This is a genomic window from Pseudomonas zanjanensis (assembly GCF_014268745.2).
In the GTDB taxonomy this organism is placed as follows: Bacteria; Pseudomonadota; Gammaproteobacteria; order Pseudomonadales; family Pseudomonadaceae; genus Aquipseudomonas; species Aquipseudomonas zanjanensis.
The window spans coordinates 60,502-85,219 of record NZ_JABWRB020000001.1 but is presented as its reverse complement, the minus strand read 5'-3'; the positions used below and the strand labels follow the sequence as shown (position 1 = coordinate 85,219).

Here is a 24,718-nt window from a genome sequence, read left to right as displayed (position 1 = left end):
GGGAGCGGGCTTGCTCGCGAAGGCGGCAGTACAAGCACCAACGATTCCAGATAAAACAAAAAAAGCCCCGGCCAATCGACCGGGGCTTCCTGTTTTATCGACCCCTTAGTCCCGCAAATCCGACTCATGAATCGGCTGGTCCCGATGGGTGGCCCGCTGGTATTGCGCCGGCCACGTGGCCTTGCGGCCGCCCAGATCATCATCGGCATGCAGGGCCCAGTACGGATCACGCAACAATTCCCGGGCCAGGAAAATAATGTCCGCCTGGCAAGTGCGCAGGATGTGCTCGGCCTGGGCCGGTTCGGTGATCATGCCGACGGTGCCGGTGGCGATTTCCGACTCCTTGCGCACCCGCTCGGCAAAGCGTGTCTGGTAACCCGGGCCGGTGGGAATTTCCGCATTGGCGGCCGTGCCGCCCGATGACACATCGATCAGGTCCACCCCCAGCGCCCTGAAGCGCCGCGCCAGTTCCACGGTTTCGTCCGGGTTCCAACCGTCCTCGACCCAATCGGTGGCGGAGACGCGCACGAACACCGGCAGTTCTTCAGGCCATACGGCCCGGATCGCCTTGGTGACTTGCAGCACCAGCCGGATGCGGTTCTCGAACGAGCCGCCGTATTGATCGCGCCGCTGATTGCTCAACGGCGACAGGAATTGATGCAGCAGATAACCATGGGCCGCGTGGACCTCGACCACCTTGAAGCCGGCCGTGAGGGCGCGCTTGGCCGCCTCCACGAAGGCCTGGATCAGATCGGCGATCTGCCCTTCGTCCAACTGCACCGGCTGGGTGTGTTGCGGATCGAAGGCAATCGGCGACGGGCCGACCGGCACCCAGCCGCCGTCCGCCGGTTTGACGCTGCCATGCTTGCCCAGCCAGGGTCGCCAGGTGCTGGCCTTGCGTCCGGCATGGGCCAGTTGTATGCCCGGCACGGCGCCTTGGGCGGTGATGAACCGGGTGATGCGTTGCAGGGGTTCGATCTGTTCATCGTTCCACAGCCCCAGGTCCTGGGCGGTGATGCGACCGTCGGCGGTCACGGCGGTGGCTTCGGTGAACACCAGGCCGGCACCGCCCACGGCGCGGCTGCCCAAGTGCACCAGGTGCCAATCGTTGGCCAGGCCATCGGTGCTCGAATACTGGCACATCGGCGATACCGCGATGCGATTGGGCAGGGTCAATTGGCGAAGGGTATAGGGTTCCAGCAGCAGACTCATGGGGCACCTCTCGAATCAGTGGGCAGGCTCCAGGGTTCTGTTTGAACAGTCGACGAGTGACAAAAGGTACAACACCCGCCCCCGCGGGCAAAAATTCGACAAGACGTCACAAGGGCTATCAAGCAGTGCTTAGAGCCTAGTCGACAACCCGCGAGGACGGAGGGTTCAGAACTTAAAAACCGACGGTGTGACGCAACGACGTTCGCTCAAGGCTGCTTGCATCTCGTGGCGAGGGAGCTTGCTCCCGTTGGGCTGCGAAGCGGCCCCCTGAGTTCCAGCCATCACATTGCAAGGGGACGCTGTCGCGTCCAGCGGGAGCAAGCTCCCTCGCCACAAAGGCCGATCGGCGTATCGCCTACCGCGGCTCGATATGGGCAATCATCAACTGCACCGTTTCCTGGCCGCGGAACTCGTTGAGGTCGAGCTTGTAGGCCAGCTCCACCCAGCGCACGGTAGGGTTGGGCCAGATCTCGCGGTCGATGCCGAAGGCAATGCCGTCGAGCTTCACCGAGCCGCATTCGCTCTTGAGGATGACCTTCAGGTGCCGTTCGCCCACCACGCGTTGCTCGACCAACTGGAACACGCCATGGAACATCGGCTCCGGGAAATGCTGGCCCCAGGGACCGGCATGCCGCAGCGCCCGGGCCAGTTCCAGATGAAACTCCTCCACCGCCAGGGTGCCATCCGACAACAGCCGGCCGGTCAGGTCTTCTTCGCGCAGTTGCCGGCGCACTTCCGCATCGAACGCTTCGGCGAACAATGGAAAATTCGCCTCCGGCAGCGTCAGCCCCGCCGCCATGGCGTGACCGCCGTACTTGCTGATCAGCGTCGGATGCTGCGCCGCCACGACGCTCAGCGCATCGCGAATGTGGAAGCCCGGCACCGAGCGCCCCGAGCCCTTGAGCAAGCCGTCGCCGGCGTCGGCAAAGGCGATGGTCGGCCGGAAATAACGTTCTTTCATCCGCGAGGCGAGGATGCCGATCACCCCTTGGTGCCACTGCGGATCGAACAGGCACAAGCCGAATGGCATCGACTCCACCGGCAGGTCCTTGAGCTGGGCCAGGGCTTCACGCTGCATGCCTTGCTCGATGGATTTGCGGTCCTGGTTCATGCCGTCCAGTTGCGCCGCCATTTCCCGCGCCAGGGCCGGGTCGTCGGTGAGCAGGCATTCGATGCCCAGGCTCATGTCGTCCAGGCGCCCGGCCGCATTCAGACGCGGCCCGAGGATAAATCCGAGGTCAGTGGAAGTAATCCGCGCTGCGTCGCGCTTGGCCACTTCCAGGATCGCCTTGATGCCGGGCCGGGCGCGTCCGGCGCGAATCCGTTCCAGGCCCTGGTGCACCAGGATCCGATTATTCGCGTCCAGCGGTACCACGTCGGCCACGCTGCCCAGGGCCACCAGGTCGAGCAATTCGCCAATGTTCGGCTGAGGGGTGCTGGCGTACCAGCCCAGGCTGCGCAAACGCGCCCGCAGCGCCATCAGCACATAAAAAATCACCCCGACACCGGCCAGGGCCTTGCTCGGGAACTCGCAGCCCGGCTGGTTCGGATTGACGATGGCGTCTGCCGCCGGCAATTCGAGGCCCGGCAAGTGGTGGTCGGTGACCAGCACCCGAAGCCCCGCCGCTTTCGCCGCCGCCACGCCTTCCACACTGGAAATGCCGTTATCCACGGTGATCAGCAATTGCGGTTCGCGGGCCAGGGCGACTTCGACGATTTCCGGGGTCAGCCCATAGCCATATTCGAAGCGATTGGGCACCAGGTAATCGACATGGGCCGCACCCAGCAGGCGCAAGCCCAACATGCCCACCGTGCTGGCCGTCGCGCCATCGGCATCGAAATCCCCGACGATCAGGATCCGCTGGCGTTGCTCCAGCGCCGTCACCAGCAGATCCACCGCGGCGTCGATCCCCTTGAGCTGCTGGAACGGAATCAAGCGCGCCAGGCTCTTGTCCAGTTCGGCCTCGGACTGCACGCCGCGTGCTGCGTACAGGCGGGTCAACAGGGGCGGCAGGTCACCGAGGAACGGCAGGGTGTCGGGCAGTTGGCGGGGTTCTATACGCATGGGGGACGGACATTTCTCTACTTTTTGGTCCTGGACCGTGGCGAGGGAGCTTGCTCCCGCTGGGCTGCGTAGCGGCCCCCTTGATTGTGGGCGCTGCGTACCCAAGCGGGAGCAAGCTCCCTCGCCACAATGAGTTCACTCAATACCTGTCAATGGCTCAACCGCGTTCGCCCAGCAACCATTGGAGCTGGACTTCATGCTGGCCACGGTCGTCAGTCACGAAAATCGTGCCTTCGCTGATCATCACATCCCACTTGATCACCCGGGGCATGTCCTTGGCCAGGGTTTCGAGCACTTCCTGGGGCACGGCGGCGATGTTGACGTTCTTCAGGTTCTTGACCGCCGGAATCACCTTGCCTTCCCACACCCGCAGGCTGCCGTAGGCCAGCAGGCTGGTGCGCTCGGTCCGGCGCGAGCACCAGGTCAGACGATCGGCATCCGGCTGACCGACTTCGATCCAGTGCAGCACCCGGTCATCCAGGCTTTTTTCCCACAGCGCAGGCTCATCGACGTCTGACAGACCACGACCAAACGCCAGCAGCTCGTTGTACCAGAACGCGTAGGCCAGCAGGCGCACGGTCATGCGCTCTTCGGTTTCCGAAGGGTGGCGGGCGATGGTCTGCTTCACATTCTCGTACACATTGCGGTCGAGGTCGGTGAGGTTCAGTTCAAACTTGTAGGTCGTGGACGGCTGGGCCATGAACGGGCTTCTTGATACGAGGAAAGGCGGCAAGTCTAACCGATGACGCGGGCAATCCACGAATTGCCGACCATCAACCTGCGGCGACCGGCCCTGGCCTATGATAAAACGCTCTATCCGTTCTGCTTTGTCCTACAGGAACCGTCATGTCGCTTACTGCCAAACCCCTTGCCGGCGTCAAAGTCATCGAACTCGGCACTTTGATCGCCGGGCCCTTCGCCTCGCGAATCTGCGGCGAATTTGGTGCCGACGTCATCAAGGTCGAATCCCCCGATGGCGGTGATCCGCTGCGCAAATGGCGCAAGCTGTATGAAGGCACATCCTTGTGGTGGTTCGTCCAGGCACGCAACAAGAAGTCCCTGACCTTGAACCTCAAGCACCCCGAAGGCTTGGCGATCCTGAAGAAACTGATCGGAGAAGCCGACATCCTGATCGAGAATTTTCGCCCCGGCGTATTGGAAAAGCTCGGCCTGGGCTGGGATGTGCTGCACGCACTGAACCCGAAGCTGGTGATGGTACGGCTTTCGGGCTTTGGCCAGACCGGGCCGATGAAAGACCAGCCGGGGTTTGGCGCGGTGGGCGAATCCATGGGCGGCCTGCGCTACATCACCGGTTTCGAAGACCGCCCGCCGGTGCGCACCGGGATTTCCATCGGCGACTCCATCGCCGCCCTTTGGGGCGTGATTGGCGCGTTGATGGCCCTGCGTCACCGCGAGGTCAACGGCGGAACCGGGCAAGTGGTGGACGTGGCTTTGTACGAGGCGATTTTCGCCATGATGGAAAGCATGGTGCCGGAGTTCGACGTGTTCGGCTTCATCCGCGAGCGCACCGGCAACATCATGCCCGGCATCACCCCCTCGTCCATCCACACCAGCGCCGACGGCAAGCACGTGCAGATTGGCGCCAACGGCGATGCGATCTTCAAGCGCTTCATGCAGATCATCGGGCGTGACGACCTGGCCAATGACCCGCAACTGGCCAGCAATGATGGCCGTGACAGCCGGCGCGATGAGCTCTACGGCGTCATCGATCGCTGGGTCAACGGGCTGCCGCTCGACAGCGTTATCGACCAACTGAACCAGGCCGGGGTACCGGCCAGCCGGATCTTCAGCGCCGAAGACATGTTCAGCGACCCGCAATTCCTGGCCCGTGAAATGTTCCTGCAGGCCAAGCTGCCGGACGGCAAGGCGTTCAAGATGCCAGGAATCGTACCGAAACTCTCCGACACCCCGGGCACCTCCGAATGGGTCGGGCCGGCATTGGGTGAACACAATGCCCAGGTGCTCGGCGAACTGGGCTACGACGCGCAGCAGATCGCCAAGCTGCGGAGTGATGGCGCCATTTGACGCACCGCAGGAGGGCAACCACTCAATCAAGCTCGCTCCCACAATTGGATTGGAGTACGACCGGGAGAGCCAGGTCGGCTGTCAGGCCGCCTTCGCGAGCAAGCCCGCTCCCACAATTGGATTGAAGTACGACCGGGAGAGCCAGGTCGGCTATAAAGCCGCCTCGCGAGCAAGCTTTGCTCCCACAGGACCTGCTCAAACAGATCTGAGGGGTGTACGACCATGAGAGTCAGGTCGGCTGTCAGGCCGCCTCGGGGTGGACGTTGATCTCGGGCGCCCCGTTAACCACGATGGCCGAACGCAGGCATTGCGCAGTGGGCATCCCGGCATGGATGCCGGGATAGCCGCGCTGGGCCATGGATGGCCCTTCGCGGCGGCCCACGGAGCAATGCCGGAGTGAGGGCACACCGAGCCTTAGCGAGGTGCCGAGTGGTGGGGCAGAAGCGTTTTGGTTACTTTTGCGCTCTTCAAAAGTGACCCGCCGTCAGGGCGGAACCCTAAGTGGCCGTTACCGCAGCAACGGATATGTATGCAGTCAGGCCGCCTCGCGAGCAAGCTTTGCTCCCACAACGGCGCCAATGCCTGACAAACCACGCTAAAACCACAAACACCGGGCAAAAAGAAACCCCGAGAAGTGGGGAGACGACTCGGGGTTAAACGTAACCAATCATGGTTAGTACAACAAGCGACAAGCACCGGAGCACAATGCTTGCTCTTGCTGGTAAAAGGTCTGACTCATCAGGACGTAGGAAGGTTCCCACAAAACCCGGTCAATTCGCCGCGACCATGACCTTGTCGCGCGCCAGATTGCGCAATGCCGCAATCACACAGGGCTCAAGGCGACCCTCGGCAATCAGCACATCGCGATGCAGGCCATCGACCACGTCGGTCAACTGACGCTTGTCGGCCAATTGGGCCTGATTGAACACTCGCTCGACGATGATGCTCCCGCTGGCATTCCTCAGCGTTACCCGGCATTCGCCCTTGGCACCGGAGGGAGTCAGCGAGACCTGGTACGGGCTCAAGGCTTCATTCAGCAATAGGCTGATACTTTCCATTCGCTCACCCTTCAATAGTCCGAAACAACTGCATGTACACAGTCAATGACCGTGGGCCGCAGCAGAAAGTTCGTCAGCGCACCGAACCGGCACGCCTCAACCTGTTCAACCGAGCATGCGCGTCCAATATGACAGTCAAACAACAGCCTTCTCCGGGCGCCGTTACGGGCTGACGGCCGGCACAGCCAAGCCCCTGTCGCAACGGCGCCACCGGCGCCCGACATCGGTCCAGCCCCCCAGAATGCCACGCAGGTGCCCATCGGCCCCATAGAACGGCACCGACCAATGATAGATTTCCCGCAATCCGCCGCTGAACATCAATTGCCGGTCGACGAACCGAGACTGGCCGGTGCGCAATTGATCCATCACTTCCCCATGCAGCAGCTCGGCGGTGGCCGGCGGGAATGATGCCGAGTCGGTCAGCCGCGTGCCCCGCAGTTTTTCGAAGCGGGTCGCGAACTGCTCTTCATAGCTTTTGTTGCACATGATCAGGCGGCCTTCCAGATCACGGATGAAAATCGGGTCGGGAATGGCATCCATCAAGGCCCGCTGGAGCATCAACTGATCCTTGAGGACCGCTTCGGCGTTGAGGCGTTGGTCGATCTGTATCTGCAGGCGACGGTTCCACAGCAGGGACAAGAGGCCAAACACCACGACCACGGTCACACACCAGTAACCCCAGCTGGACATCCGCGTCCAGATCGTGGGCGCCTGGACTGGGGTCGTGCCGGACAACCATTTCGAACGCAGCGCACGCATGTCCTCGGCCGGGAAGGCTTCCAGGGCTTTATTCAAGATACTCAGCAACACGGTCAGGTCCTGGCGTACCGCCAGGTAATCCGGTTCCCACTTGCCCTCAAGGCCGCTGCCGACCTGCAATTGCCCGGCCGGGTAGAGATGCACCCCGGTTTCATTTTCGATAGTGGCAAAGGCTTCCCGACTCTCTACCAGCGCCCGTGCCTCGCCAGAGGTCTTGGTCGTGCGTAATGTGATCGTCGGGTAATCGCGCCGGATTTCCGCTTCCAATGCATGGCGTGCCGGTAATGCCAGGACTTTCCCTTCGAGCTGCCCCAGCGAATGAAGGGACGATTCCCCGTCTCGGCCGACGAATACCCAGCCGAAACCACCGAACGCATGGCTGAAACTGAGGAAATCCCGACGTTCTTCATTCATCGCCAGCAGGGTCGTCATGTCGGCCTCGCCATTCTCCAGCATCGTCAACAACTCACCGGGGGAGAACGACTCCCGATGCACGAACTCGAGGCCGCTCAGGTGCGCGATACGCTGGAGAATATCGTGGTTCAACCCACTCCACTGTCCCTGCTCATTCTTGAACAAGTACAACGGAAACTGCATGGTGGCCACGATGACCCGGGGGTTCTCCTTGACCCACTTCAACTCTTGCGCGTCCAGCACCAGCCGTTCGCCAGGGTTGCGCGGTGGCGTTTCGAAAGCGCTCAGCGGCGCCGCACCGCCCCCCTGCGTCCAGTACATCAGGGCCAGGACCATTACCCAGCCCAGGGCTGGCTTGCCTTTGATAAAAAACGACATCTGCATTTCCTTCGAGATGACTCGCCCATCCCTCCAAGGGCGAAAACCCGGCCAGTTTGGCATGCAGAAACAAGAAAGCCCGTCAGGAGACGGGCTTCAAAATGTGACAGATTTAAGCGGTCAGAGTGGCTTGCCGCGATTGCCATGCAGGCTGACAAAGGCCTGCACGGCTTTCAAGTCGTTGGGCAACACGGTGCATCGCTCATCTCGCTCAAACAAATCAGAAAGATGCGCAGGCAGTTCGAGCGCTTTTCCTACACCAGCTTTCTCCACCGCTTCCGGGAACTTGACCGGGTGAGCCGTGCCCAGGATCACCATCGGGATGTCCAGGCTGCGACGGCACTCACGAGCGGCCCTGACACCGATGGCCGTGTGCGGATCGAGCAACTCACCGCTCTGCTCGAACACCTCGGCGATGGTTTCGCAGGTCTGCTCATCGTTCACGGCCAGGGAGTCGAACAACTTGCGGGCTTCGGTCCAGCGCTCAGGCTCGACGCTGAAACCGCCGCCCTGCCGGAAGCTGTCCATCAGGCCGGCGATCGCCGCGCCGTTGCGACCGTGCAGGTCGAACAGCAGGCGTTCGAAGTTCGACGACACCATGATGTCCATCGAAGGCGACAGCGTGGCGTGCAGGGTTTCCTTGACGTACTGGTTGCCGCTCATGAAGCGGTGCAGGATGTCGTTGCGGTTGGTGGCGACGATCAATTGGTTGATCGGCAGGCCCATGTTGCGCGCCAAGTACCCGGCGAAGATATCGCCAAAGTTGCCGGTCGGCACCGAGAACGATACGGAACGGGCCGGACCGCCCAGTTGCAGGGCCGCATGGAAGTAATAGACGATCTGGGCCATGATCCGCGCCCAGTTGATCGAGTTCACCGCCACCAGCCGCGTGCCCTTGAGGAAGCTCTGGTCGGCGAAGCTGGCCTTGACCATTTCCTGGCAGTCATCGAAGTTGCCTTCGATGGCGATGTTGTGGATGTTATCGCCAAAAATGGTCGTCATCTGCCGACGCTGCACTTCCGAGACCCGGTTGTGCGGGTGCAGGATGAAAATGTCGACGTGCTCGCAATGCTTGCAGCCTTCGATGGCCGCCGAACCGGTGTCGCCAGAGGTGGCACCGACGATCACCACGCGCTCGCCACGCTTTTGCAGCACGTAGTCCAGCAGGCGACCGAGCAGTTGCAGGGCGAAGTCCTTGAACGCCAGGGTCGGGCCGTGGAACAGCTCCATGACCCATTCGTTACCGTTGAGCTGACGCAGCGGCGCGATGGCATTGTGGGAAAAGACGCCATAGGTCTCTTCCAGGATCTTTTTAAAATCGGCGTCCGGGATGCTGCCGGTGACAAACGGGCGCATGACCCGGAACGCCAGCTCGTGATACGGCAGGCCGGCCCAGGAAGCGATTTCTTCCTGGGTGAAACGCGGCAGGTTTTCCGGCACATAGAGACCGCCGTCCGTGGCCAGGCCGGCCAGGAGGACATCTTCGAAATTCAGGGCCGGTGCCTGGCCGCGGGTGCTGATATAGCGCATAGGGGCAAACCTTCGGTTTGAGCTGCGAGCTGTAAGCTACAAGCTGCAAGTAAAAGCGGATCTGCTTTGACTTGGAGCTTGCAGCTTGAAGCTTGTAGCTGCTTAGTTCAAATGTTCAACGCGGATACGGACCACCGGCCCAACGACACCCTGGAGCGCTTCCAGCGCCGCGATCGCGTCGTTGATGTTCTGCTCGACCACACGGTGGGTCAGCAGGATCATCGGCACCAGGCCGTCGTGTTCCTCGACTTCCTTCTGCATGATCGACTCGATGTTGATGCCGCGTTCCGAGAGGATACTCGCCACTTGGGCCAGCACACCCGGATGGTCCTTGGCCTGGATGCGCAGGTAGTAGGAGCTTTCGCACGCCTCGATCGGAAGAATCGGGTGAGCCGACAACGAGTCTGGCTGGAAGGCCAGGTGCGGCACGCGATTTTCCGGGTCGGAGGTCATGGCGCGAACCACGTCCACCAGGTCGGCAATGACTGAAGAAGCCGTCGGCTCCATGCCCGCGCCAGCGCCGTAGAACAACGTCGAGCCAGAGGCATCGCCGTTGACCATCACCGCGTTCATCACACCGTTGACATTGGCGATCAGGCGGTCGGCCGGGATCAGCGTCGGGTGCACGCGCAGCTCGATGCCGCTGGCGGTGCTGCGCGCCACGCCCAGGTGTTTGATGCGATAGCCCAGGGCTTCGGCGTAGTTCACGTCCGCGGTGGTCAGCTTGGTGATGCCCTCGGTGTAGGCCTTGTCGAACTGCAACGGAATACCGAACGCAATGGACGCCAGGATCGTCAGCTTGTGCGCGGCGTCGATGCCTTCCACGTCGAACGTCGGATCAGCCTCTGCGTAGCCGAGGGCCTGGGCTTCGGCGAGCACGTCTTCGAAGGTGCGACCCTTCTCGCGCATCTCGGTGAGGATGAAGTTGCCGGTGCCGTTGATGATCCCCGCGACCCAGTTGATACGGTTGGCCGACAGGCCTTCGCGGATCGCCTTGATCACCGGGATGCCACCGGCCACGGCGGCTTCGAACGCCACGATCACACCCTTCTCGCGGGCCCTGGCGAAAATCTCATTACCGTGAACAGCGATAAGCGCCTTGTTCGCGGTGACCACATGCTTGCCATTCTCGATGGCCTTGAGTACCAACTCGCGGGCAACGGTATAGCCGCCCACCAGCTCTATGACGATGTCGATCTCAGGGTTCGTGGCCACTTCGAACACATCGTTGGTAATCGCAATACCGGTCGTCTGGAACTGAGGCTTTGGCGTGCGCATGGCAATTTGTGCCACTTCGATCCCACGCCCGGCACGACGAGAAATTTCCTCGGCGTTGCGCTGAAGTACGTTGAAGGTGCCGCCACCGACGGTACCTAACCCACAGATGCCTACTTTGACCGGATTCACTCTTGACTCCCCATGAAACGGCCGACGCAAGGTCGGCCGTGAAATACAGCCGCGAAGCAACGCGACTCTGTGTTTAACGGCCCGACGAAAGTTTTCGCCGAGCCGTGATCTTCAAAAGCGGATCGCCCATGATCATTTCGCGCCGAGGGCCAGTTTGGCCACTTGTGGCGCTGGCTGGTAGCCCGGAATTACCTGACCATCGGCCAAAACAATCGCCGGCGTACCGTTCACACCTATTGACTGTCCGAGGGCAAACTGCTTGGAAACCGGATTCTCGCACTGGGCGGCCTTGATTTCCTTGCCGTCCACCATCTTGTCCATGGCCGCTTTCTTGTCCTTGGAGCACCAGACCGCCTGCAACTGCTCATCACCCGGCGAGCCCAGGCCCTGGCGCGGGAATGCCACATAACGCACTTCGATGCCGCGCTTGTTCAGTTCCGGCACTTCGGCGTGCAGCTTGTGGCAATACGGGCAGGTGGTGTCGGTAAACACGGTGATGTGGGACTTGGTTTCGCCGATGGCCGGATAAACCACGGTTTCAGCGACCGGAATGCCGTTGATCAACTTGGAAATGCCTTGGCGCTCGGTCAGCTCGGTGAGGTTGACCGGCTTGCCGTCCTTGAGCTCGAACAGGTTGCCCTGGACGATGTATTGGCCGTCGGCGCTGGCATAAAGCACGCGGCTGCCCTTGAGCTTGACCTCATACAGGCCGGCCATGGGACTGGCCGAAATGGTGTCGATCGGCACGTCGAGCTGAAGGTTTTCCAGGCTTTTGCGGATAGCCTTGTCGGCCGCGTCGTCGGCGATGGCAAAGGTACTGGCCAACGCAATGGCGGCGGCGGTGAACATCTGGATCAAACGCATGGGGACTCCTGAGGCGAACAAATGAGACGGGAAACACCGACCCGCAGATTCGGGTTCCAACCGCCCACTGTGCAAACCGACAAAGCCTACCACAGAAGGCTGGCGTGACCGAATGCCGCTGACGCAAGACATTGCTGGAGGCTGCCCTGTGGAACTGTCCTGTGGGAACTGTCCTGTGGGAGGTACCTGTGGGAGCAAGGCTTGCCCGCGATGGCCACGCTGCGGTGTAACAACTGAACCGCGTTATCGTTCATCGCGGGCAAGCCTTGCTCCCACAAGCTTGCTCCCAAAGGCTCCCACAGGGGACTTCATTCAGCCGCGGGGATGATGCTTGGCATGCAAGTCCTGCAACCGTGCCCGAGCCACATGGGTGTAGATCTGGGTAGTGGACAAGTCGCTATGGCCAAGCAGCATCTGCACCACCCGCAGGTCGGCGCCGTGGTTGAGCAGGTGTGTGGCGAAGGCATGACGCAAGGTGTGGGGCGAGAGGGATTTGTTGACCCCGGCCACCTTGGCCTGGTGCTTGATGCGGTGCCAGAAGGTCTGGCGGGTCATCTGCTCGCCGCGCAGGCTGGGGAACAGCACATCGCTGGGACGCCCACCCAGCAGTTCATGACGGGCATCGCGCATGTAACGCTCGACCCAGACAATCGCTTCCTCGCCCATCGGCACCAGGCGCTCCTTGCTGCCCTTGCCCATCACCCGCAGCACACCCTGGCGCAGGTTGACTTGCTCCAGCGTCAAGCTGATCAGCTCGGTGACCCGCAGGCCACAGGCGTACAAGACTTCCAGCATGGCCCGGTCGCGCTGGCCGATGGCCTCACTGAGGTCGGGCGCCGCCAGCAACGCCTCCACATCGGCTTCCGACAGGGACTTGGGCAGCGGACGCCCCAGCTGCGGCATTTCCACGCGCAAGGTCGGATCCACCGCGATGAGCTTTTCCCGCAGTAAATAGCGATAGAACCCACGCAAGCCGGAGAGAAACCGTGCCGTCGAGCGCGGTTTGTAGTTCTGCTCCAGGCGCCACGCCAAGTGATCGAGGATCAACTCCCGGCCGGCATTGATCAGTTCCAGGTTATTTTCCTGCAACCAACCGTTAAACAGTGCCAAATCGCTGCGGTAGGCACCGCGGGTGTTATCGGACAGCCCCTTCTCCAGCCACAGGGCATCGAGAAACTGGTCTATCAGCGGATGATCGATGGCAGGCATAAAGACTCTTGAAAGATGCGGGCACACACGGCATCGAAAATGGAAATGAAGCTATGCAGGGTGCTCAAAGCACAAATCGCAGGCAACAAAAAAGCAGCCCGCAGGCTGCTTTTTTTGCATCGGAAGCTGGACTTAAGCCAGTTTTTCCTTGATGCGAGCTGCTTTACCCGACAGGTCACGCAGGTAGTACAGCTTGGCTTTACGTACGTCACCGCGACGCTTGACAGCCATGCTGTCGATTTGCGGGCTGTAGGTCTGGAAAGTACGCTCTACGCCGACACCGTTGGAGATTTTACGAACGGTGAATGCACTGTTCACGCCACGGTTACGCTTGGCGATAACGACGCCTTCGAACGCTTGCAGACGGGAACGGTCGCCTTCCTTCACTTTCACCTGAACGACAATGGTGTCGCCCGGGGCAAAGGTAGGGATTTCTTTGGTCATCTGCTCTGCTTCGAGTGCAAGGATGATTTTGTTAGTCATGCTGTGCTCCTAAGGCAAGTCGTCGGACTCACCATCGATACGTTGTTAACTATCGTCCCGCTCGCGGATGTATTCCTCGAGCAGCTTCTTCTCTTCTCCAGAAAGCGAGCGGCTTTCCAGAAGATCGGCGCGTCGTTCATAGGTCCGACCAAGGGACTGCTGTAAACGCCAACGCCGGATGTGCGCGTGGTTGCCACTTAGCAACACGTCGGGAACACGCTGATCCGCATACACCTCCGGTCGGGTGTAGTGCGGGCAATCCAGCAGACCATCCGTAAAGGAATCTTCCTCGGCGGAATCTGCATGCCCTAAAGCTCCAGGCAGCAGTCGTGTAACCGCATCGATCAGGACCATCGCCGGCAGCTCGCCGCCAGACAGTACATAGTCGCCAATCGACCACTCTTCATCGACATGAGCTTCAATGAAACGCTCGTCAATGCCTTCATAACGGCCGGCAATCAGGATCAATGCATCCGAATTTGCCAGCTCGCGTACCGCCGACTGAGTCAGCTGGCGGCCTTGGGGCGACAGGTAGATCACCTTCGCACCCTCCCCGGCTGCCGTCCTGGCCTGAACCAGCGCATCTTCCAGGGGCTTGATCTTCATCACCATGCCCGGGCCACCGCCAAACGGGCGATCGTCCACAGTGTGATGTCGATCCGTGGTGTAGTCCCGCGGATTCCAACAGGTGAGCTGCAACAGCTCCTGTTTCACCGCGCGGCTGGTTATGCCGTACTCGCTGATGGCGGAAAACATCTCGGGAAACAATGTGATGACTTCAACGCGCAAATTAGCCACGTTTAGAAATCCGCATCCCATTCCACCTTCATCTCGCCTGCGGCAAGGTCGACGGCCAACACGCATTGCTCGGTATAGGGCAACAGGCGTTCGCGATCATCCAGGCTGCCGACGCAAGGCTTGACCACCATGACATCGTTCGAACCGGTCTCGAGCAGGTGATCGATTTTCCCGAGCAATTGCCCGAGGTGGTCGATGACCTTCAGACCCACCAACTGGTACCAGTAGTACTCGCCGTCGGTCAGTTCAGGGAACAGGTTGCGCGGCACGCAGATCTCATAACCGGCCAGAAGACGTGCTTCTTCACGATCATCGAGACCCTTGAGCTTTGCGACCAGGAACTTGTCGTTCCCGCGTCCGCTGACCAGCTCCACCTGTTTCACGCTACCTTCGCGCTTGAGCGTCCAGGTTTTGTACTCCAACAGGTTCTTGATCGGATCAGTAAAGGAATACACCTTCACTTCACCGCGAACGCCATGTACAGAATAGATCTTGCCGACAACGATCAAATCACCGGCATCTTTTGGCGTCGCGTTCATATTGCTCAGGCCGCAGCCTTAGCCGATTCCTTCAACAACTGAGCAACGCGCTCAGAAGGTTGTGCACCAACGCTCAGCCAGTAGGCTACGCGCTCTTGGTTCACGGACAGACGAACTTCCTGACCACGGGCAACAGGGTTGAAGAAACCAACCTGCTCCTTGTGGGAACCGTCACGCGGGTTGCGGCTGTCGGTTACGGTCAGGTGGTAAAACGGGCGCTTTTTGGAGCCGCCAAGGGCAAGACGGATTGTTAGCATGTGAACATCGTTCCTGTAGTCGGTGCTGCAAATCTAAATGCACAGCGGGCATAGGTGCCCGAAAGGCCGCATATTCTAAGGAATATCCGGACTTTTGCAAATGTCTTTTTCCGGCGCCTGGCGCCATGCGATCAAGATTTGCCATAGAGCCGTCATGAAAAACGGCAGGTCAGCTCCCACGTAGCGCGGGTTTGCTGGAGATCCCCGCATCCGTGCGGGGCAACGCCGACATGACAGCCGGCGCAGATTCTTTACATTTTCGGCATGCCGCCGCCGGGCAACATACCGCCCATGCCGCGCATCATCTTGGCCATTCCGCCCTTGGCGGAGAATTTCTTCATCATCTTCTGCATCTGCTTGTGTTGCTTGATCAAGCGACCGATGTCCTGCACCTGGGTGCCGGAACCCATGGCGATGCGGCGTTTGCGCGAACCGCTGATCAGCTCAGGGTCGCGGCGCTCGGCCGGGGTCATGGAGTTGATGATGGCTTCCATCTGCTTGAACTGCTTTTCAGCCGCGCCCTGGGCATTGCCCATCTGCGCCAGGTTCACGCCACCGATGTTCGGCAGTTTGTCCATGAGGCCGCCAAGGCCGCCCATGTTCTTCATTTGTTGCAGCTGGTCGCGGAAGTCTTCGAGGTCGAAGCCCTTGCCCTTCTTCAGTTTCTTGGCCAGTTTGTCGGCCTTGTCCTTGTCGAGGGTCTGCTCGGCCTGCTCGATCAGGCTGAGTACGTCGCCCATGCCGAGGATGCGCGAGGCGATACGCTCGGGGTGGAACGGCTCGAGCGCTTCGCTCTTCTCGCCCATACCGATGAACTTGATCGGCTTGCCAGTGATGGCACGTACCGACAGCGCGGCACCGCCACGGGCGTCACCATCGACCTTGGTCAGGATCACGCCGGTCAGCGGCAGCGCATCACCGAACGCCTTGGCGGTGTTGGCCGCGTCCTGGCCGGTCATGGCATCGACCACGAACAGGGTTTCCACCGGGTTGATCGCGGCATGGAGCGCCTTGATCTCGCCCATCATCTCTTCATCGATGTGCAGGCGACCGGCGGTATCGACGATGACCACGTCGATGAATTTCAGTTTTGCTTCTTTAATAGCCGCCTGGGCGATGTCCACCGGCTTCTGGCTCAGGTCGGACGGGAAGAACGTCACGCCGATGTCGTTGGCCAGGGTTTCCAGCTGCTTGATCGCCGCCGGACGGTAGATGTCCGCCGACACTACCATCACCGACTTCTTCTTGCGCTCTTTAAGGAAGCGCGCCAGCTTGCCGGCTGTCGTGGTCTTGCCCGCGCCTTGCAGGCCGGCCATCAGCACGACCGCTGGCGGTACGGCGCTGAGGTTCAGGTCTTCGTTGGCGGCGCCCATCAGGCTTTCGAGCTCGGCCTGGACGATCTTCACGAACGCCTGGCCCGGCGTCAGGCTGCGCGACACTTCGGTGCCGACGGCGCGTTCCTTGACCGAATTGACGAAGTCCTTGACCACCGGCAGGGCGACGTCGGCTTCGAGCAACGCCATGCGCACTTCGCGCAGGGTGTCTTTGATGTTGTCCTCGGTCAGTTTCGCCTTGCCGGTGACATGGCGCAGCGTCTGCGAGAGACGGTCGGTTAGGTTTTCAAACATGCGCGATCCTTTCAGGCCCAGATGAGACCGGGATAATGGCGGCCCAGACCGTGAAAAATGTGCTCGGCGAGCCTGCGGCGTGGGCAGGTCGCGGATTATAGCGAAGAAGCGTGCGGCGTACACCTTGCAGTGGTCTTTCGTGTGGAGGGGGTTCTATGCCAAACTCAGCGCCTTTCGGGCTTGCCTAACAGGATTTATGCTCCCCTTGTCACCCAGCTTGCTTGCCACCCTCGCCGCCGCTTGCCTTTATGCCGCTGCGACCCTCTATCAAGGCACACGCCTGGCCACCGGCGCCAAGGCGAACAAACGCCTGCTGGTCACGCTTGGCGTGCTGGCCGTGCTCGGCCACGCGGCCAGCCTTTATACCCACCTGATGACGCCGATCGGCCTGGGCCTGGATTTTTTCAACGCCGCCAGCCTGATCGCCGTCGCCGTGATCGCCCTGACGCTGCTGGCCTGCTCGCGCATCCCGGTGGAGAACCTGTTGGTGCTGCTGTTCCCGCTGGGACTGGCCACGGTGCTGCTGGCGCAGTTCGCGCCGTCGGGCACCGTGCAGATCATCGACGAAGAGCCAGGCATCCTCGCCCACATCCTGCTGTCGATCCTCGCCTACGGCCTGTTCACCATCGCCGTGTTCCAGGCCTTGTTACTGCTGGTGCAGGATCACCAGCTCAAGCACAAGCACCCGTCCGGGCTGATCCGCAACTTCCCGCCGCTGCAAACCATGGAAAGCCTGTTGTTCGGCTTCCTCTGGGCCGGCTGGACCCTGCTGTCGCTGTCGCTGATCTCCGGCTGGTTGTTCGTCGAGAACCTGTTCGCCCAGCACCTGGTGCACAAGACCTTGCTGGCGTGCCTGGCGTGGGTCGTGTTCAGCGTGCTGCTGTGGGGCCGCAACCGCCTCGGCTGGCGTGGACACAAAGCGATTCGCTGGACCCTGGCCGGTTTCTGCCTGCTGATGCTGGCGTACTTCGGTAGCAAGCTGGTTCGTGAATACATCCTGCATATCTGACGGACGGCCCTGATGGATACGTTGCCCGTAGCGCCGTTGTTCGCCGTGCTGGTGGTGCTGATCCTCTGGTCGGCCCTGTTCACGGCCATCGAAGCCGCCCAGCAATACCTGCTGGCCCAGCGCACAGCCTCGCGCGCCAGTGACAGACCGCTGGCGGCGCTGACCTTCCCGCTGGCCAGCCTGATCCTGTGCAATACCCTCTGTCGCGCCCTGGCCGTGGTCATCGGCACGTTGCTGGCCATTTTTACCTGGCTGGAAAACGGCCCGTGGGTCGCCTGGCTCGGCACCAGCGCCGCCCTGCTGGTGTTCTCCGACTACCTGCCGCGCACCTTGGCCAGCCGTCAGCCCGACGCGGTGCTGGCATTGGGCAACACCTTGCTGGGCATACCGCTGAAGATCCTCTACCCGTTTGCCTGGTTGCTGAATAGCGCCAGCCAGTTGTTGCTGCGCCCCTTCGCTCGCAAGCCCGGCATGGTGCAGCAGAGCGACGACGAAATGCCCGCGCCACCGCGTAGCGAGCAGGAATCCGAGCACGGCAGCAGCCGGCTGCATCCGATTTCCGGCATCCACGCCCTGGACAACATCACCGTCAACGATATCCTCGTACCCCGTAGCGAGGTCGATGGGATCAACCTCGACGACCCCATCGGCGACATCATCGAACAGCTGCGCCTGAACCGGCGTACCCGCCTGCCGGTGTTTCACAGTGACATCAACCAGGTCGAAGCGGTGCTCAACACCCGCCAGATCCGTCATTTGCTGGCGGACGCGAGCCTGACCAAGGAAGCGCTGCTGACCGCTTCCCACGAGCCTTACTTCGTGCCCGAAAGCACGCCACTGCAGCTGCAACTGTTGAATTTCCACAAGCAGCAGCGGCGCTTGGGCATGGTGGTGGACGAATACGGCGAAGTGCTGGGTATTGTCACCCTGGAAGATATCCTCGAAGAAATCGTCGGTGAATTCGAGAGCGAGCACAGCCTCGACAATCCCCACGTTCATCCCCAGCCCGACGGCCGCCTGATGATCGATGGCGCGGCGTCGATCCGCGAATTGAACCGGACCCTGGGCTGGCACCTGCCTTGCGACGGCCCCAAGACCCTCAATGGGTTGGTGACCGAAGCCTTGGAAACCATTCCCGAAAGTCCGGTCTGCCTGAAGATCGGCCGTTATCGGCTGGAAATCATCGAGACCGTGGACAACCGCGTCAGCCAGGTGCTGGCGTGGCATAACAGCTCGGTGCCCGCGGTTTCCTGAATCCCTGTCTGGACCTGATAGCCCTTGTGGCGAGGGAGCTTGCTCCCGCTGGGCTGCGCAGCAGCCCCAAAAGCAGCCCCCAACTTACCTGATACACCGAGTGATATGGTTTCAGGGCCGCTTCGCAGCCCAGCGGGAGCAAGCTCCCTCGCCACAAAAAAGCTCAGCGCACGCCTCAATATTGTGTACGGGCTCACTTGTTGATTCATTACCCCCCTTCCTATACTCAACCCGCTTACCCAGCCCCGCCCGAACCCCGTGCCTACCCCGCACTTGGCTGGTTCCGGCCAGACCATCGGCAAGATCCGCAGCAACCCTGGGACTGTTCCTACCCGAAACAGCGACGGGATACCCGCCCACATCCCTGGGGGTTCGACCATAATAATTCGCTCCAACGGAGCATATGACTGTCAGGGATAACCGCATGACGACCGCTACCTGCAACGAGGCAGTGACTGCCCAGCCGACCAACTCGGCCACCCGCGTGGCGACCGCGAGCTTCATCGGCACCGCCATCGAGTTCTACGATTTCTACGTCTACGCCACGGCTGCGGCCTTGGTGATCGGGCCAGTGTTCTTTCCGCAAACCTCAGGCACGGCACAGATGCTGTCGTCCTTCCTGACGTTCGGCATCGCCTTCCTCGCCCGTCCGCTGGGTTCGGCGCTGTTCGGCCATTTCGGCGACCGGATCGGGCGCAAGTCCACATTGGTGGCGTCCTTGCTGCTGATGGGCGTGTGCACCACGCTCATCGGCGTGTTGCCCGGCTATGCCAGTATTGGCGCCTGGGCACCGATCCTCCTGTGCGTGCTGCGTTTCGGCCAAGGCCTGGGGTTGGGCGGCGAATGGGGCGGCGCGGCGCTGCTTGCCACCGAGAACGCCCCTAAAGGCAAGCGTGCCTGGTTCGGCATGTTCCCCCAACTGGGGCCCTCCATCGGCTTCCTGGCGGCCAACGGCTTGTTCCTGACCCTGGCCATGAGCCTGGACGACGAGCAATTCCGCTCCTGGGGCTGGCGAATTCCGTTCCTGCTCAGCGCCGTGCTGGTGATCGTCGGCCTCTACGTGCGCCTCAAGCTCCACGAAACCCCGGTGTTCGCCAATGCCGTGGCCCGCCAGGAGCGAGTCAAGGTGCCGCTGGTCGAGCTGTTCAGCCAGTATTGGGCGCCAACGCTGCTGGGCGCGGCGGCGATGGTGGTGTGTTACGCGCTGTTCTACATCTCGACGGTATTCTCCCTGAGCTACGGCGTGTCCACCCTCGGCTACAGTCGCGAAACATTCCTGGGCCTGTTGTGCTTTGCCGTGCTGTTCATGGCCGCTGCGACCCCGTTGTCCGCCTGGGCCAGCGACCGCTACGGCCGCAAACCGATCCTGATCATTGGCGGCCTGCTGGCGATTGCCTCGGGATTCCTCATGGAACCCTTGCTGACCCACGGTTCCACGGGCGGCGTGGCGTTGTTCCTGTGCATCGAGCTGTTCCTGATGGGGGTGACCTTCGCCCCCATGGGTGCCTTGCTGCCGGAACTGTTTCCGACTCATGTGCGCTACACCGGCGCCTCGGCGGCCTACAACCTGGGCGGCATCGTCGGCGCCTCGGCCGCGCCATTCTTCGCCCAGAAACTGGTGGCGATGGGCGGCTTGAGCTATGTCGGAGGCTATGTTTCAGCGGCCGCGCTGCTCAGCGTCATCGCGGTGTTGTGCTTGAAGGAAACTCGTCATAACGACTTGAATCGGGTCGCCTGACGCGCCCCGCTCGTAGGAGCTGCCGAAGGCTGCGATCTTTTAAGCTTTCGCTTGAGACTCAAGCGTCAGGGGAAAGATCGCAGCCTCGCTTCGCTCGACAGCTCCTACGGACCGACGCCCGCCATGAAATAACCGTTAACAATCCCCCACCATTGAAACCACCCCCCACCTGCCCCATCTAAGACCCATACCCCATTGCGCAGGTGCCCCATGAGCGACCAGCACTCTACTGAAGCCACTCACGAATACGCTGACTCCGAACACGTCGAACACACCTCCTCCGGTACCGGCCTGGCCCTGCCCGGCCAGAACCTGCCGGACAAGGTCTACATCATCCCCATCCACAATCGCCCCTTCTTCCCGGCCCAGGTGCTGCCGGTCATCGTCAACGAAGAACCGTGGGCCGAGACCCTGGAGCTGGTGGCCAAGTCCGAACATCATTCCCTGGCGCTGTTTTTCATGGACACGCCCCAGGAAGACCCGCGTCATTTCGACACCTCGAAGCTGCCGCTGTACGGCACGCTGGTGAAGGTGCACCACGCCAGCCGGGAAGCCGGCAAATTGCAGTTTGTCGCCCAGGGCCTGACCCGCGTGCGCATCCGCACCTGGCTCAAGCACCATCGCCCACCGTATCTGGTGGAGGTCGAATACCCGCACCAGCCGAGCGAGCCGACCGACGAGGTCAAGGCCTACGGCATGGCGCTGATCAATGCGATCAAGGAACTGCTGCCGCTCAATCCGCTGTACAGCGAAGAGCTGAAGAACTACCTCAACCGCTTCAGCCCCAACGATCCTTCGCCACTCACCGACTTTGCCGCCGCGCTCACCTCCGCCACCGGCAATGAGCTGCAGGAAGTGCTCGACTGCGTGCCCATGCTCAAGCGCATGGAAAAAGTGCTGCCAATGCTGCGCAAGGAAGTCGAAGTGGCGCGGTTGCAGAAAGAGATTTCCGCCGAGGTCAATAACAAGATCGGCGAACATCAGCGCCAGTTCTTCCTCAAGGAGCAGCTCAAGGTCATCCAGCAGGAACTGGGGCTGACCAAGGACGACCGCAGCGCCGACCTCGAGCAATTCGAGCAGCGGCTGGAAGGCAAAGTGCTGTCGGCCCAGGCGCAAAAGCGTATCGAAGAGGAGATGAACAAACTCTCGATCCTGGAAACCGGCTCGCCGGAATACGCCGTCACCCGCAATTACCTGGATTGGGCGACTTCGGTGCCGTGGGGCGTGTATGGCCAGGACAAACTCGACCTCAAGCATGCGCGCAAGGTGCTCGACCAGCACCACGCCGGCCTGGACGACATCAAGGACCGCATCCTCGAATTCCTCGCCGTCGGTGCCTATAAAGGCGAGATCAGCGGTTCCATCGTGCTGCTGGTGGGCCCGCCGGGCGTGGGCAAGACCAGTGTCGGCAAGTCCATCGCCGAGTCCCTGGGCCGGCCGTTCTACCGCTTCAGTGTCGGCGGCATGCGCGATGAAGCCGAGATCAAGGGCCATCGGCGCACCTACATCGGTGCCCAGCCGGGCAAGCTGGTGCAGGCCCTCAAGGATGTCGAAGTGATGAACCCGGTGATCATGCTCGACGAAATCGACAAGATGGGCCAGAGCTACCAGGGCGACCCGGCTTCGGCCTTGCTCGAGACCCTCGACCCGGAACAGAACGTCGAATTCCTCGACCACTATCTGGACATGCGCCTGGACCTGTCGAAAGTGCTCTTCGTGTGCACCGCCAACACCCTGGACTCGATCCCCGGGCCGCTGCTGGACCGGATGGAAGTGATCCGCCTGTCGGGCTACATCACCGAAGAAAAAGTCGCCATCGCCAAGCGCCACCTGTGGCCCAAGCAACTGGCCAAGGCCGGCGTGTCCAAGGGCAGCCTGAGCATCAACGACAGCGCCCTCAAGGCCTTGATCGACGGTTACGCCCGTGAGGCCGGGGTGCGCCAGCTGGAGAAACAGCTGGGCAAACTGGTGCGCAAGGCGGTGATGAAGCTGATCGAAGAGCCAAAAGCGGTGATCAAGCTCGGGCCGAAGGATCTTGAGACGTCCCTGGGCAAGCCGGTGTTCCGCAACGAACAGGTACTGTCTGGCGTCGGGGTGATCACCGGCCTGGCCTGGACCAGCATGGGCGGCGCGACCTTGCCGATCGAAGCGACGCGCATCCACACCCTCAATCGCGGCTTCAAGCTGACCGGGCAACTGGGGGAGGTGATGAAGGAGTCGGCGGAAATCGCCCACAGCTACGTCAGTTCGCACCTGAAGCAATTTGGCGGCGATCCGAAGTTCTTCGACGAGGCCTTCGTTCACCTGCATGTGCCGGAAGGCGCCACGCCCAAGGACGGCCCGAGCGCCGGCGTCACCATGGCCAGCGCCTTGCTGTCCCTGGCTCGCAACCAGCCGCCGAAAAAAGGCGTGGCCATGACCGGCGAACTGACCCTCACCGGGCATGTCCTGCCCATTGGTGGCGTGCGTGAGAAAGTCATCGCGGCGCGCCGGCAAAAGATCAACGAACTGATCCTGCCGGAAGCCAACCGGGGCAACTTCGAAGAACTGCCGGACTACCTCAAGGAAGGTGTGACGGTGCACTTTGCCAAGCGGTTTGCGGATGTGGCGAAGGTGTTGTTCTGATAGTTATGTAGCGCCTGCGTTACCGCCTTCGCGAGCAAGCCCGCTCCCACAGTGGAATTTGTGTCGTTCACAAAACTTGTGATCCACACCAATACCTAATGTGGGAGCGGGCTTGCTCGCGAAGGCGGCATCAGCAACGACACATGCCCATCTGACACACCCAGTAGCATCTTCGGTTATGCTCGCCGTTCGTCGTAAACGCCGGAGCCGTTACCCTTATGTCCCTCACTCGCCTGCTCGTCCCCCTCAGCCTCGCGCTGCTGAGCGCCTGCGCCACGCAAACCAGCCACAACGTGACCGTGGAAAAACTGAGCCAGTGCCCGGTCAGGCTCAACAACGGACAGAACCTGATCCTGAGCCTGCCCAGCAACCCCAGCACCGGTTATCGCTGGGCGATCCAGGATTCAGCGGGAGGCGTGTTGAAAGGTTTGGGGCCGGAGGTCTATCGCAACCCGGAAGACGCCGGCATCGTTGGCGCCGCCGGTGTCTCGACCTGGCGCTTCCAGGCGTTCAACGCCGGTACCGGGCGCTTGCGCCTGACTTATCAACAGCCTTGGGCGCCGGAAGTGCCGCCGGTGGAAACCTTTGACTGCGCCATTGCGGTGAACTGACCGTGGGTTGGCTGATCCTCGCACTGATGGGTGCGGCCACCTACCTGTACGGCCTGGCCATGCATGCCACGCTGCTGTGCCTGCTGGTCAAGCCCATGCCGGTGCTGGCCCTGCTCGGCTGGCTGCACGATGCGCAGCCGGGCGACTATCGACGCTGGATCAGCCTCGGGCTGATTTTTTCCCTGGTGGGCGATGTGCTGCTGGCCTGGCCGGGGGATCTGTTCGTGTTCGGCCTCGGCGCGTTTCTGCTGGCGCACCTGGCCTACCTGAAAGCCTACCTCAGCGACTGTCGCCGTCCGGCACTGCGGCCGTTGGCCCTGGCCTTGGGCATCGGCGCGGTGCTGTTGGGGATCCTGGTGTCGAGCGGTCTCGGGCCGTTACTGGTGCCGGTGGTGGTTTATGGTTTGGCCATCAGCGCCATGCTCTGGCGAGCGTTGGCAAGATTGGGCACCGATGTACCCAAGCGTTCGGCCTGGCTAGCCGCCGCCGGGGCCCTGGCCTTTGTGTTTTCCGACAGCCTGATCGGCATCAACCGGTTCGTGCAGCCCTTCCATGCCGCGCCTTACCTGATCATCATCAGTTACTGGCTGGGCCAATGGGGCATTACCGCGTCGGCGTTCCCGCAAAAGCAGCACTGAACAAAGATTAATGTGGTAGCAGAGCTCTGTGGGAGCAAGGCTTGCCCGCGATAAAGGCACCGCGGTCTATAGCAAGACCGCATTATCGTTCATCGCGGGCAAGCCTTGCTCCCACAGGCCTTGCTCCCACACAGCCTTGCTCCCCCAGGCCTTGCCCCCACAAAGCTCGCTCCCACAGGTTTTTTGGTTAAAATGC

General features: G+C 61.4%; 22 protein-coding genes. 7 read left to right on the top strand and 15 right to left on the bottom strand.

The window, feature by feature from the left end; genetic code table 11:
- Nucleotides 1-105 precede the first annotated feature (105 nt).
- The 3 genes from HU715_RS00370 to HU715_RS00360 form a co-directional block, all read right to left on the bottom strand.
- A complete protein-coding gene (locus tag HU715_RS00370) occupies nucleotides 106-1,212 on the bottom strand; it encodes an NADH:flavin oxidoreductase/NADH oxidase (protein WP_186705446.1) in 1,107 nt (368 codons plus the stop codon).
- 355 nt (nucleotides 1,213-1,567) lie between these two features.
- Nucleotides 1,568-3,277 (bottom strand): single-stranded-DNA-specific exonuclease RecJ, encoded by a 1,710-nt coding sequence (recJ, locus tag HU715_RS00365; RefSeq protein ID WP_186705445.1) that lies wholly within the window; start codon nucleotides 3,275-3,277, stop codon nucleotides 1,568-1,570.
- Between the two features lie 157 nt (nucleotides 3,278-3,434).
- Entirely contained in the window at nucleotides 3,435-3,977 is a 543-nt protein-coding gene (locus tag HU715_RS00360; protein WP_122568769.1) for a YaeQ family protein, read from the bottom strand.
- 146 nt (nucleotides 3,978-4,123) lie between these two features.
- On the opposite strand from HU715_RS00360, the gene HU715_RS00355 reads away from it, so the two are divergent.
- A complete protein-coding gene (locus HU715_RS00355) occupies nucleotides 4,124-5,323 on the top strand; it encodes a CaiB/BaiF CoA transferase family protein (protein WP_186705444.1) in 1,200 nt (399 codons plus the stop codon).
- Nucleotides 5,324-5,564: 241 nt separating this feature from the next.
- Here HU715_RS00355 and HU715_RS00350 read toward each other — a convergent pair whose 3' ends face one another.
- From HU715_RS00350 to ffh, 12 genes are all read right to left on the bottom strand, one after another.
- Complete coding sequence (locus HU715_RS00350; protein WP_186705575.1) at nucleotides 5,565-5,729, bottom strand: hypothetical protein; 165 nt, start codon at nucleotides 5,727-5,729, stop codon at nucleotides 5,565-5,567.
- A gap of 364 nt (nucleotides 5,730-6,093) precedes the next feature.
- Nucleotides 6,094-6,381 (bottom strand): DUF3509 domain-containing protein, encoded by a 288-nt coding sequence (locus HU715_RS00345; RefSeq protein ID WP_186705443.1) that lies wholly within the window; start codon nucleotides 6,379-6,381, stop codon nucleotides 6,094-6,096.
- A 162-nt stretch (nucleotides 6,382-6,543) separates the two neighbouring features.
- Nucleotides 6,544-7,932 (bottom strand): transporter substrate-binding domain-containing protein, encoded by a 1,389-nt coding sequence (locus HU715_RS00340; RefSeq protein WP_186705442.1) that lies wholly within the window; start codon nucleotides 7,930-7,932, stop codon nucleotides 6,544-6,546.
- A 120-nt stretch (nucleotides 7,933-8,052) separates the two neighbouring features.
- Nucleotides 8,053-9,462 (bottom strand): threonine synthase, encoded by a 1,410-nt coding sequence (gene thrC / locus HU715_RS00335; RefSeq protein WP_186705441.1) that lies wholly within the window; start codon nucleotides 9,460-9,462, stop codon nucleotides 8,053-8,055.
- 102 nt (nucleotides 9,463-9,564) lie between these two features.
- A complete protein-coding gene (locus tag HU715_RS00330) occupies nucleotides 9,565-10,869 on the bottom strand; it encodes a homoserine dehydrogenase (RefSeq protein ID WP_186705440.1) in 1,305 nt (434 codons plus the stop codon).
- Nucleotides 10,870-11,001: 132 nt separating this feature from the next.
- A complete protein-coding gene (locus HU715_RS00325; RefSeq protein ID WP_186705439.1) occupies nucleotides 11,002-11,733 on the bottom strand; it encodes a DsbC family protein in 732 nt (243 codons plus the stop codon).
- A gap of 312 nt (nucleotides 11,734-12,045) precedes the next feature.
- A complete protein-coding gene (gene xerD, locus HU715_RS00320; RefSeq protein WP_186705438.1) occupies nucleotides 12,046-12,942 on the bottom strand; it encodes a site-specific tyrosine recombinase XerD in 897 nt (298 codons plus the stop codon).
- Nucleotides 12,943-13,074: 132 nt separating this feature from the next.
- On the bottom strand, nucleotides 13,075-13,425 hold the full coding sequence (gene rplS, locus HU715_RS00315; protein ID WP_003175895.1) for a 50S ribosomal protein L19: 351 nt from the start codon (nucleotides 13,423-13,425) through the stop codon (nucleotides 13,075-13,077).
- 45 nt (nucleotides 13,426-13,470) lie between these two features.
- Entirely contained in the window at nucleotides 13,471-14,244 is a 774-nt protein-coding gene (gene trmD / locus HU715_RS00310) for a tRNA (guanosine(37)-N1)-methyltransferase TrmD (protein WP_170845966.1), read from the bottom strand.
- Entirely contained in the window at nucleotides 14,226-14,762 is a 537-nt protein-coding gene (gene rimM, locus HU715_RS00305) for a ribosome maturation factor RimM (protein WP_186705437.1), read from the bottom strand. The genes trmD and rimM overlap by 19 nt, the downstream gene beginning before the upstream one ends.
- Nucleotides 14,763-14,767: 5 nt before the next feature.
- Nucleotides 14,768-15,019: a 30S ribosomal protein S16 gene (gene rpsP / locus HU715_RS00300; RefSeq protein WP_003198088.1), complete on the bottom strand. Its 252-nt coding sequence runs from the start codon at nucleotides 15,017-15,019 to the stop codon at nucleotides 14,768-14,770.
- 251 nt (nucleotides 15,020-15,270) lie between these two features.
- Nucleotides 15,271-16,647, bottom strand: a complete 1,377-nt coding sequence (gene ffh / locus HU715_RS00295; protein WP_003198085.1) for a signal recognition particle protein — start codon at nucleotides 16,645-16,647, stop codon at nucleotides 15,271-15,273.
- A 196-nt stretch (nucleotides 16,648-16,843) separates the two neighbouring features.
- Here ffh and HU715_RS00290 point away from each other — a divergent pair, with 196 nt between their 5' ends.
- From HU715_RS00290 to HU715_RS00265, 6 genes are all read left to right on the top strand, one after another.
- The gene (locus tag HU715_RS00290; protein ID WP_053118690.1) at nucleotides 16,844-17,656 is read left to right on the top strand and encodes a cytochrome C assembly family protein; all 813 of its coding nucleotides are present in this window, start codon (nucleotides 16,844-16,846) and stop codon (nucleotides 17,654-17,656) included.
- Nucleotides 17,657-17,668: 12 nt separating this feature from the next.
- On the top strand, nucleotides 17,669-18,910 hold the full coding sequence (locus HU715_RS00285) for an HlyC/CorC family transporter (protein ID WP_186705436.1): 1,242 nt from the start codon (nucleotides 17,669-17,671) through the stop codon (nucleotides 18,908-18,910).
- 424 nt (nucleotides 18,911-19,334) lie between these two features.
- Nucleotides 19,335-20,648, top strand: coding sequence for an MFS transporter (locus HU715_RS00280; protein WP_186705435.1), 1,314 nt, complete (start codon nucleotides 19,335-19,337; stop codon nucleotides 20,646-20,648).
- A 210-nt stretch (nucleotides 20,649-20,858) separates the two neighbouring features.
- Nucleotides 20,859-23,273 (top strand): endopeptidase La, encoded by a 2,415-nt coding sequence (gene lon / locus HU715_RS00275; RefSeq protein WP_225917537.1) that lies wholly within the window; start codon nucleotides 20,859-20,861, stop codon nucleotides 23,271-23,273.
- A 218-nt stretch (nucleotides 23,274-23,491) separates the two neighbouring features.
- Nucleotides 23,492-23,884, top strand: a complete 393-nt coding sequence (locus HU715_RS00270; RefSeq protein WP_186705434.1) for a protease inhibitor I42 family protein — start codon at nucleotides 23,492-23,494, stop codon at nucleotides 23,882-23,884.
- A gap of 2 nt (nucleotides 23,885-23,886) precedes the next feature.
- A complete protein-coding gene (locus HU715_RS00265; RefSeq protein WP_186705433.1) occupies nucleotides 23,887-24,522 on the top strand; it encodes a lysoplasmalogenase family protein in 636 nt (211 codons plus the stop codon).
- Nucleotides 24,523-24,718 lie beyond the last annotated feature (196 nt).

What these genes read in the sequence shown, in the direction of transcription:
- HU715_RS00345 (WP_186705443.1), bottom strand. Translation starts at nt 6,381, where the DNA reads ATGGAAAGTATCAGCCTATTGCTGAATGAAGCCTTGAGCCCGTACCAG.
- HU715_RS00370 (WP_186705446.1), bottom strand. Translation starts at nt 1,212, where the DNA reads ATGAGTCTGCTGCTGGAACCCTATACCCTTCGCCAATTGACCCTGCCC.
- HU715_RS00355 (WP_186705444.1), top strand. Translation starts at nt 4,124, where the DNA reads ATGTCGCTTACTGCCAAACCCCTTGCCGGCGTCAAAGTCATCGAACTC.
- HU715_RS00340 (WP_186705442.1), bottom strand. Translation starts at nt 7,932, where the DNA reads ATGTCGTTTTTTATCAAAGGCAAGCCAGCCCTGGGCTGGGTAATGGTC.
- lon (WP_225917537.1), top strand. Translation starts at nt 20,859, where the DNA reads ATGAGCGACCAGCACTCTACTGAAGCCACTCACGAATACGCTGACTCC.
- HU715_RS00270 (WP_186705434.1), top strand. Translation starts at nt 23,492, where the DNA reads ATGTCCCTCACTCGCCTGCTCGTCCCCCTCAGCCTCGCGCTGCTGAGC.
- HU715_RS00290 (WP_053118690.1), top strand. Translation starts at nt 16,844, where the DNA reads ATGCTCCCCTTGTCACCCAGCTTGCTTGCCACCCTCGCCGCCGCTTGC.
- HU715_RS00285 (WP_186705436.1), top strand. Translation starts at nt 17,669, where the DNA reads ATGGATACGTTGCCCGTAGCGCCGTTGTTCGCCGTGCTGGTGGTGCTG.
- trmD (WP_170845966.1), bottom strand. Translation starts at nt 14,244, where the DNA reads ATGGGATGCGGATTTCTAAACGTGGCTAATTTGCGCGTTGAAGTCATC.
- HU715_RS00360 (WP_122568769.1), bottom strand. Translation starts at nt 3,977, where the DNA reads ATGGCCCAGCCGTCCACGACCTACAAGTTTGAACTGAACCTCACCGAC.
- thrC (WP_186705441.1), bottom strand. Translation starts at nt 9,462, where the DNA reads ATGCGCTATATCAGCACCCGCGGCCAGGCACCGGCCCTGAATTTCGAA.
- ffh (WP_003198085.1), bottom strand. Translation starts at nt 16,647, where the DNA reads ATGTTTGAAAACCTAACCGACCGTCTCTCGCAGACGCTGCGCCATGTC.
- recJ (WP_186705445.1), bottom strand. Translation starts at nt 3,277, where the DNA reads ATGCGTATAGAACCCCGCCAACTGCCCGACACCCTGCCGTTCCTCGGT.
- xerD (WP_186705438.1), bottom strand. Translation starts at nt 12,942, where the DNA reads ATGCCTGCCATCGATCATCCGCTGATAGACCAGTTTCTCGATGCCCTG.
- HU715_RS00325 (WP_186705439.1), bottom strand. Translation starts at nt 11,733, where the DNA reads ATGCGTTTGATCCAGATGTTCACCGCCGCCGCCATTGCGTTGGCCAGT.
- rimM (WP_186705437.1), bottom strand. Translation starts at nt 14,762, where the DNA reads ATGAACGCGACGCCAAAAGATGCCGGTGATTTGATCGTTGTCGGCAAG.
- rpsP (WP_003198088.1), bottom strand. Translation starts at nt 15,019, where the DNA reads ATGCTAACAATCCGTCTTGCCCTTGGCGGCTCCAAAAAGCGCCCGTTT.
- HU715_RS00280 (WP_186705435.1), top strand. Translation starts at nt 19,335, where the DNA reads ATGACGACCGCTACCTGCAACGAGGCAGTGACTGCCCAGCCGACCAAC.
- rplS (WP_003175895.1), bottom strand. Translation starts at nt 13,425, where the DNA reads ATGACTAACAAAATCATCCTTGCACTCGAAGCAGAGCAGATGACCAAA.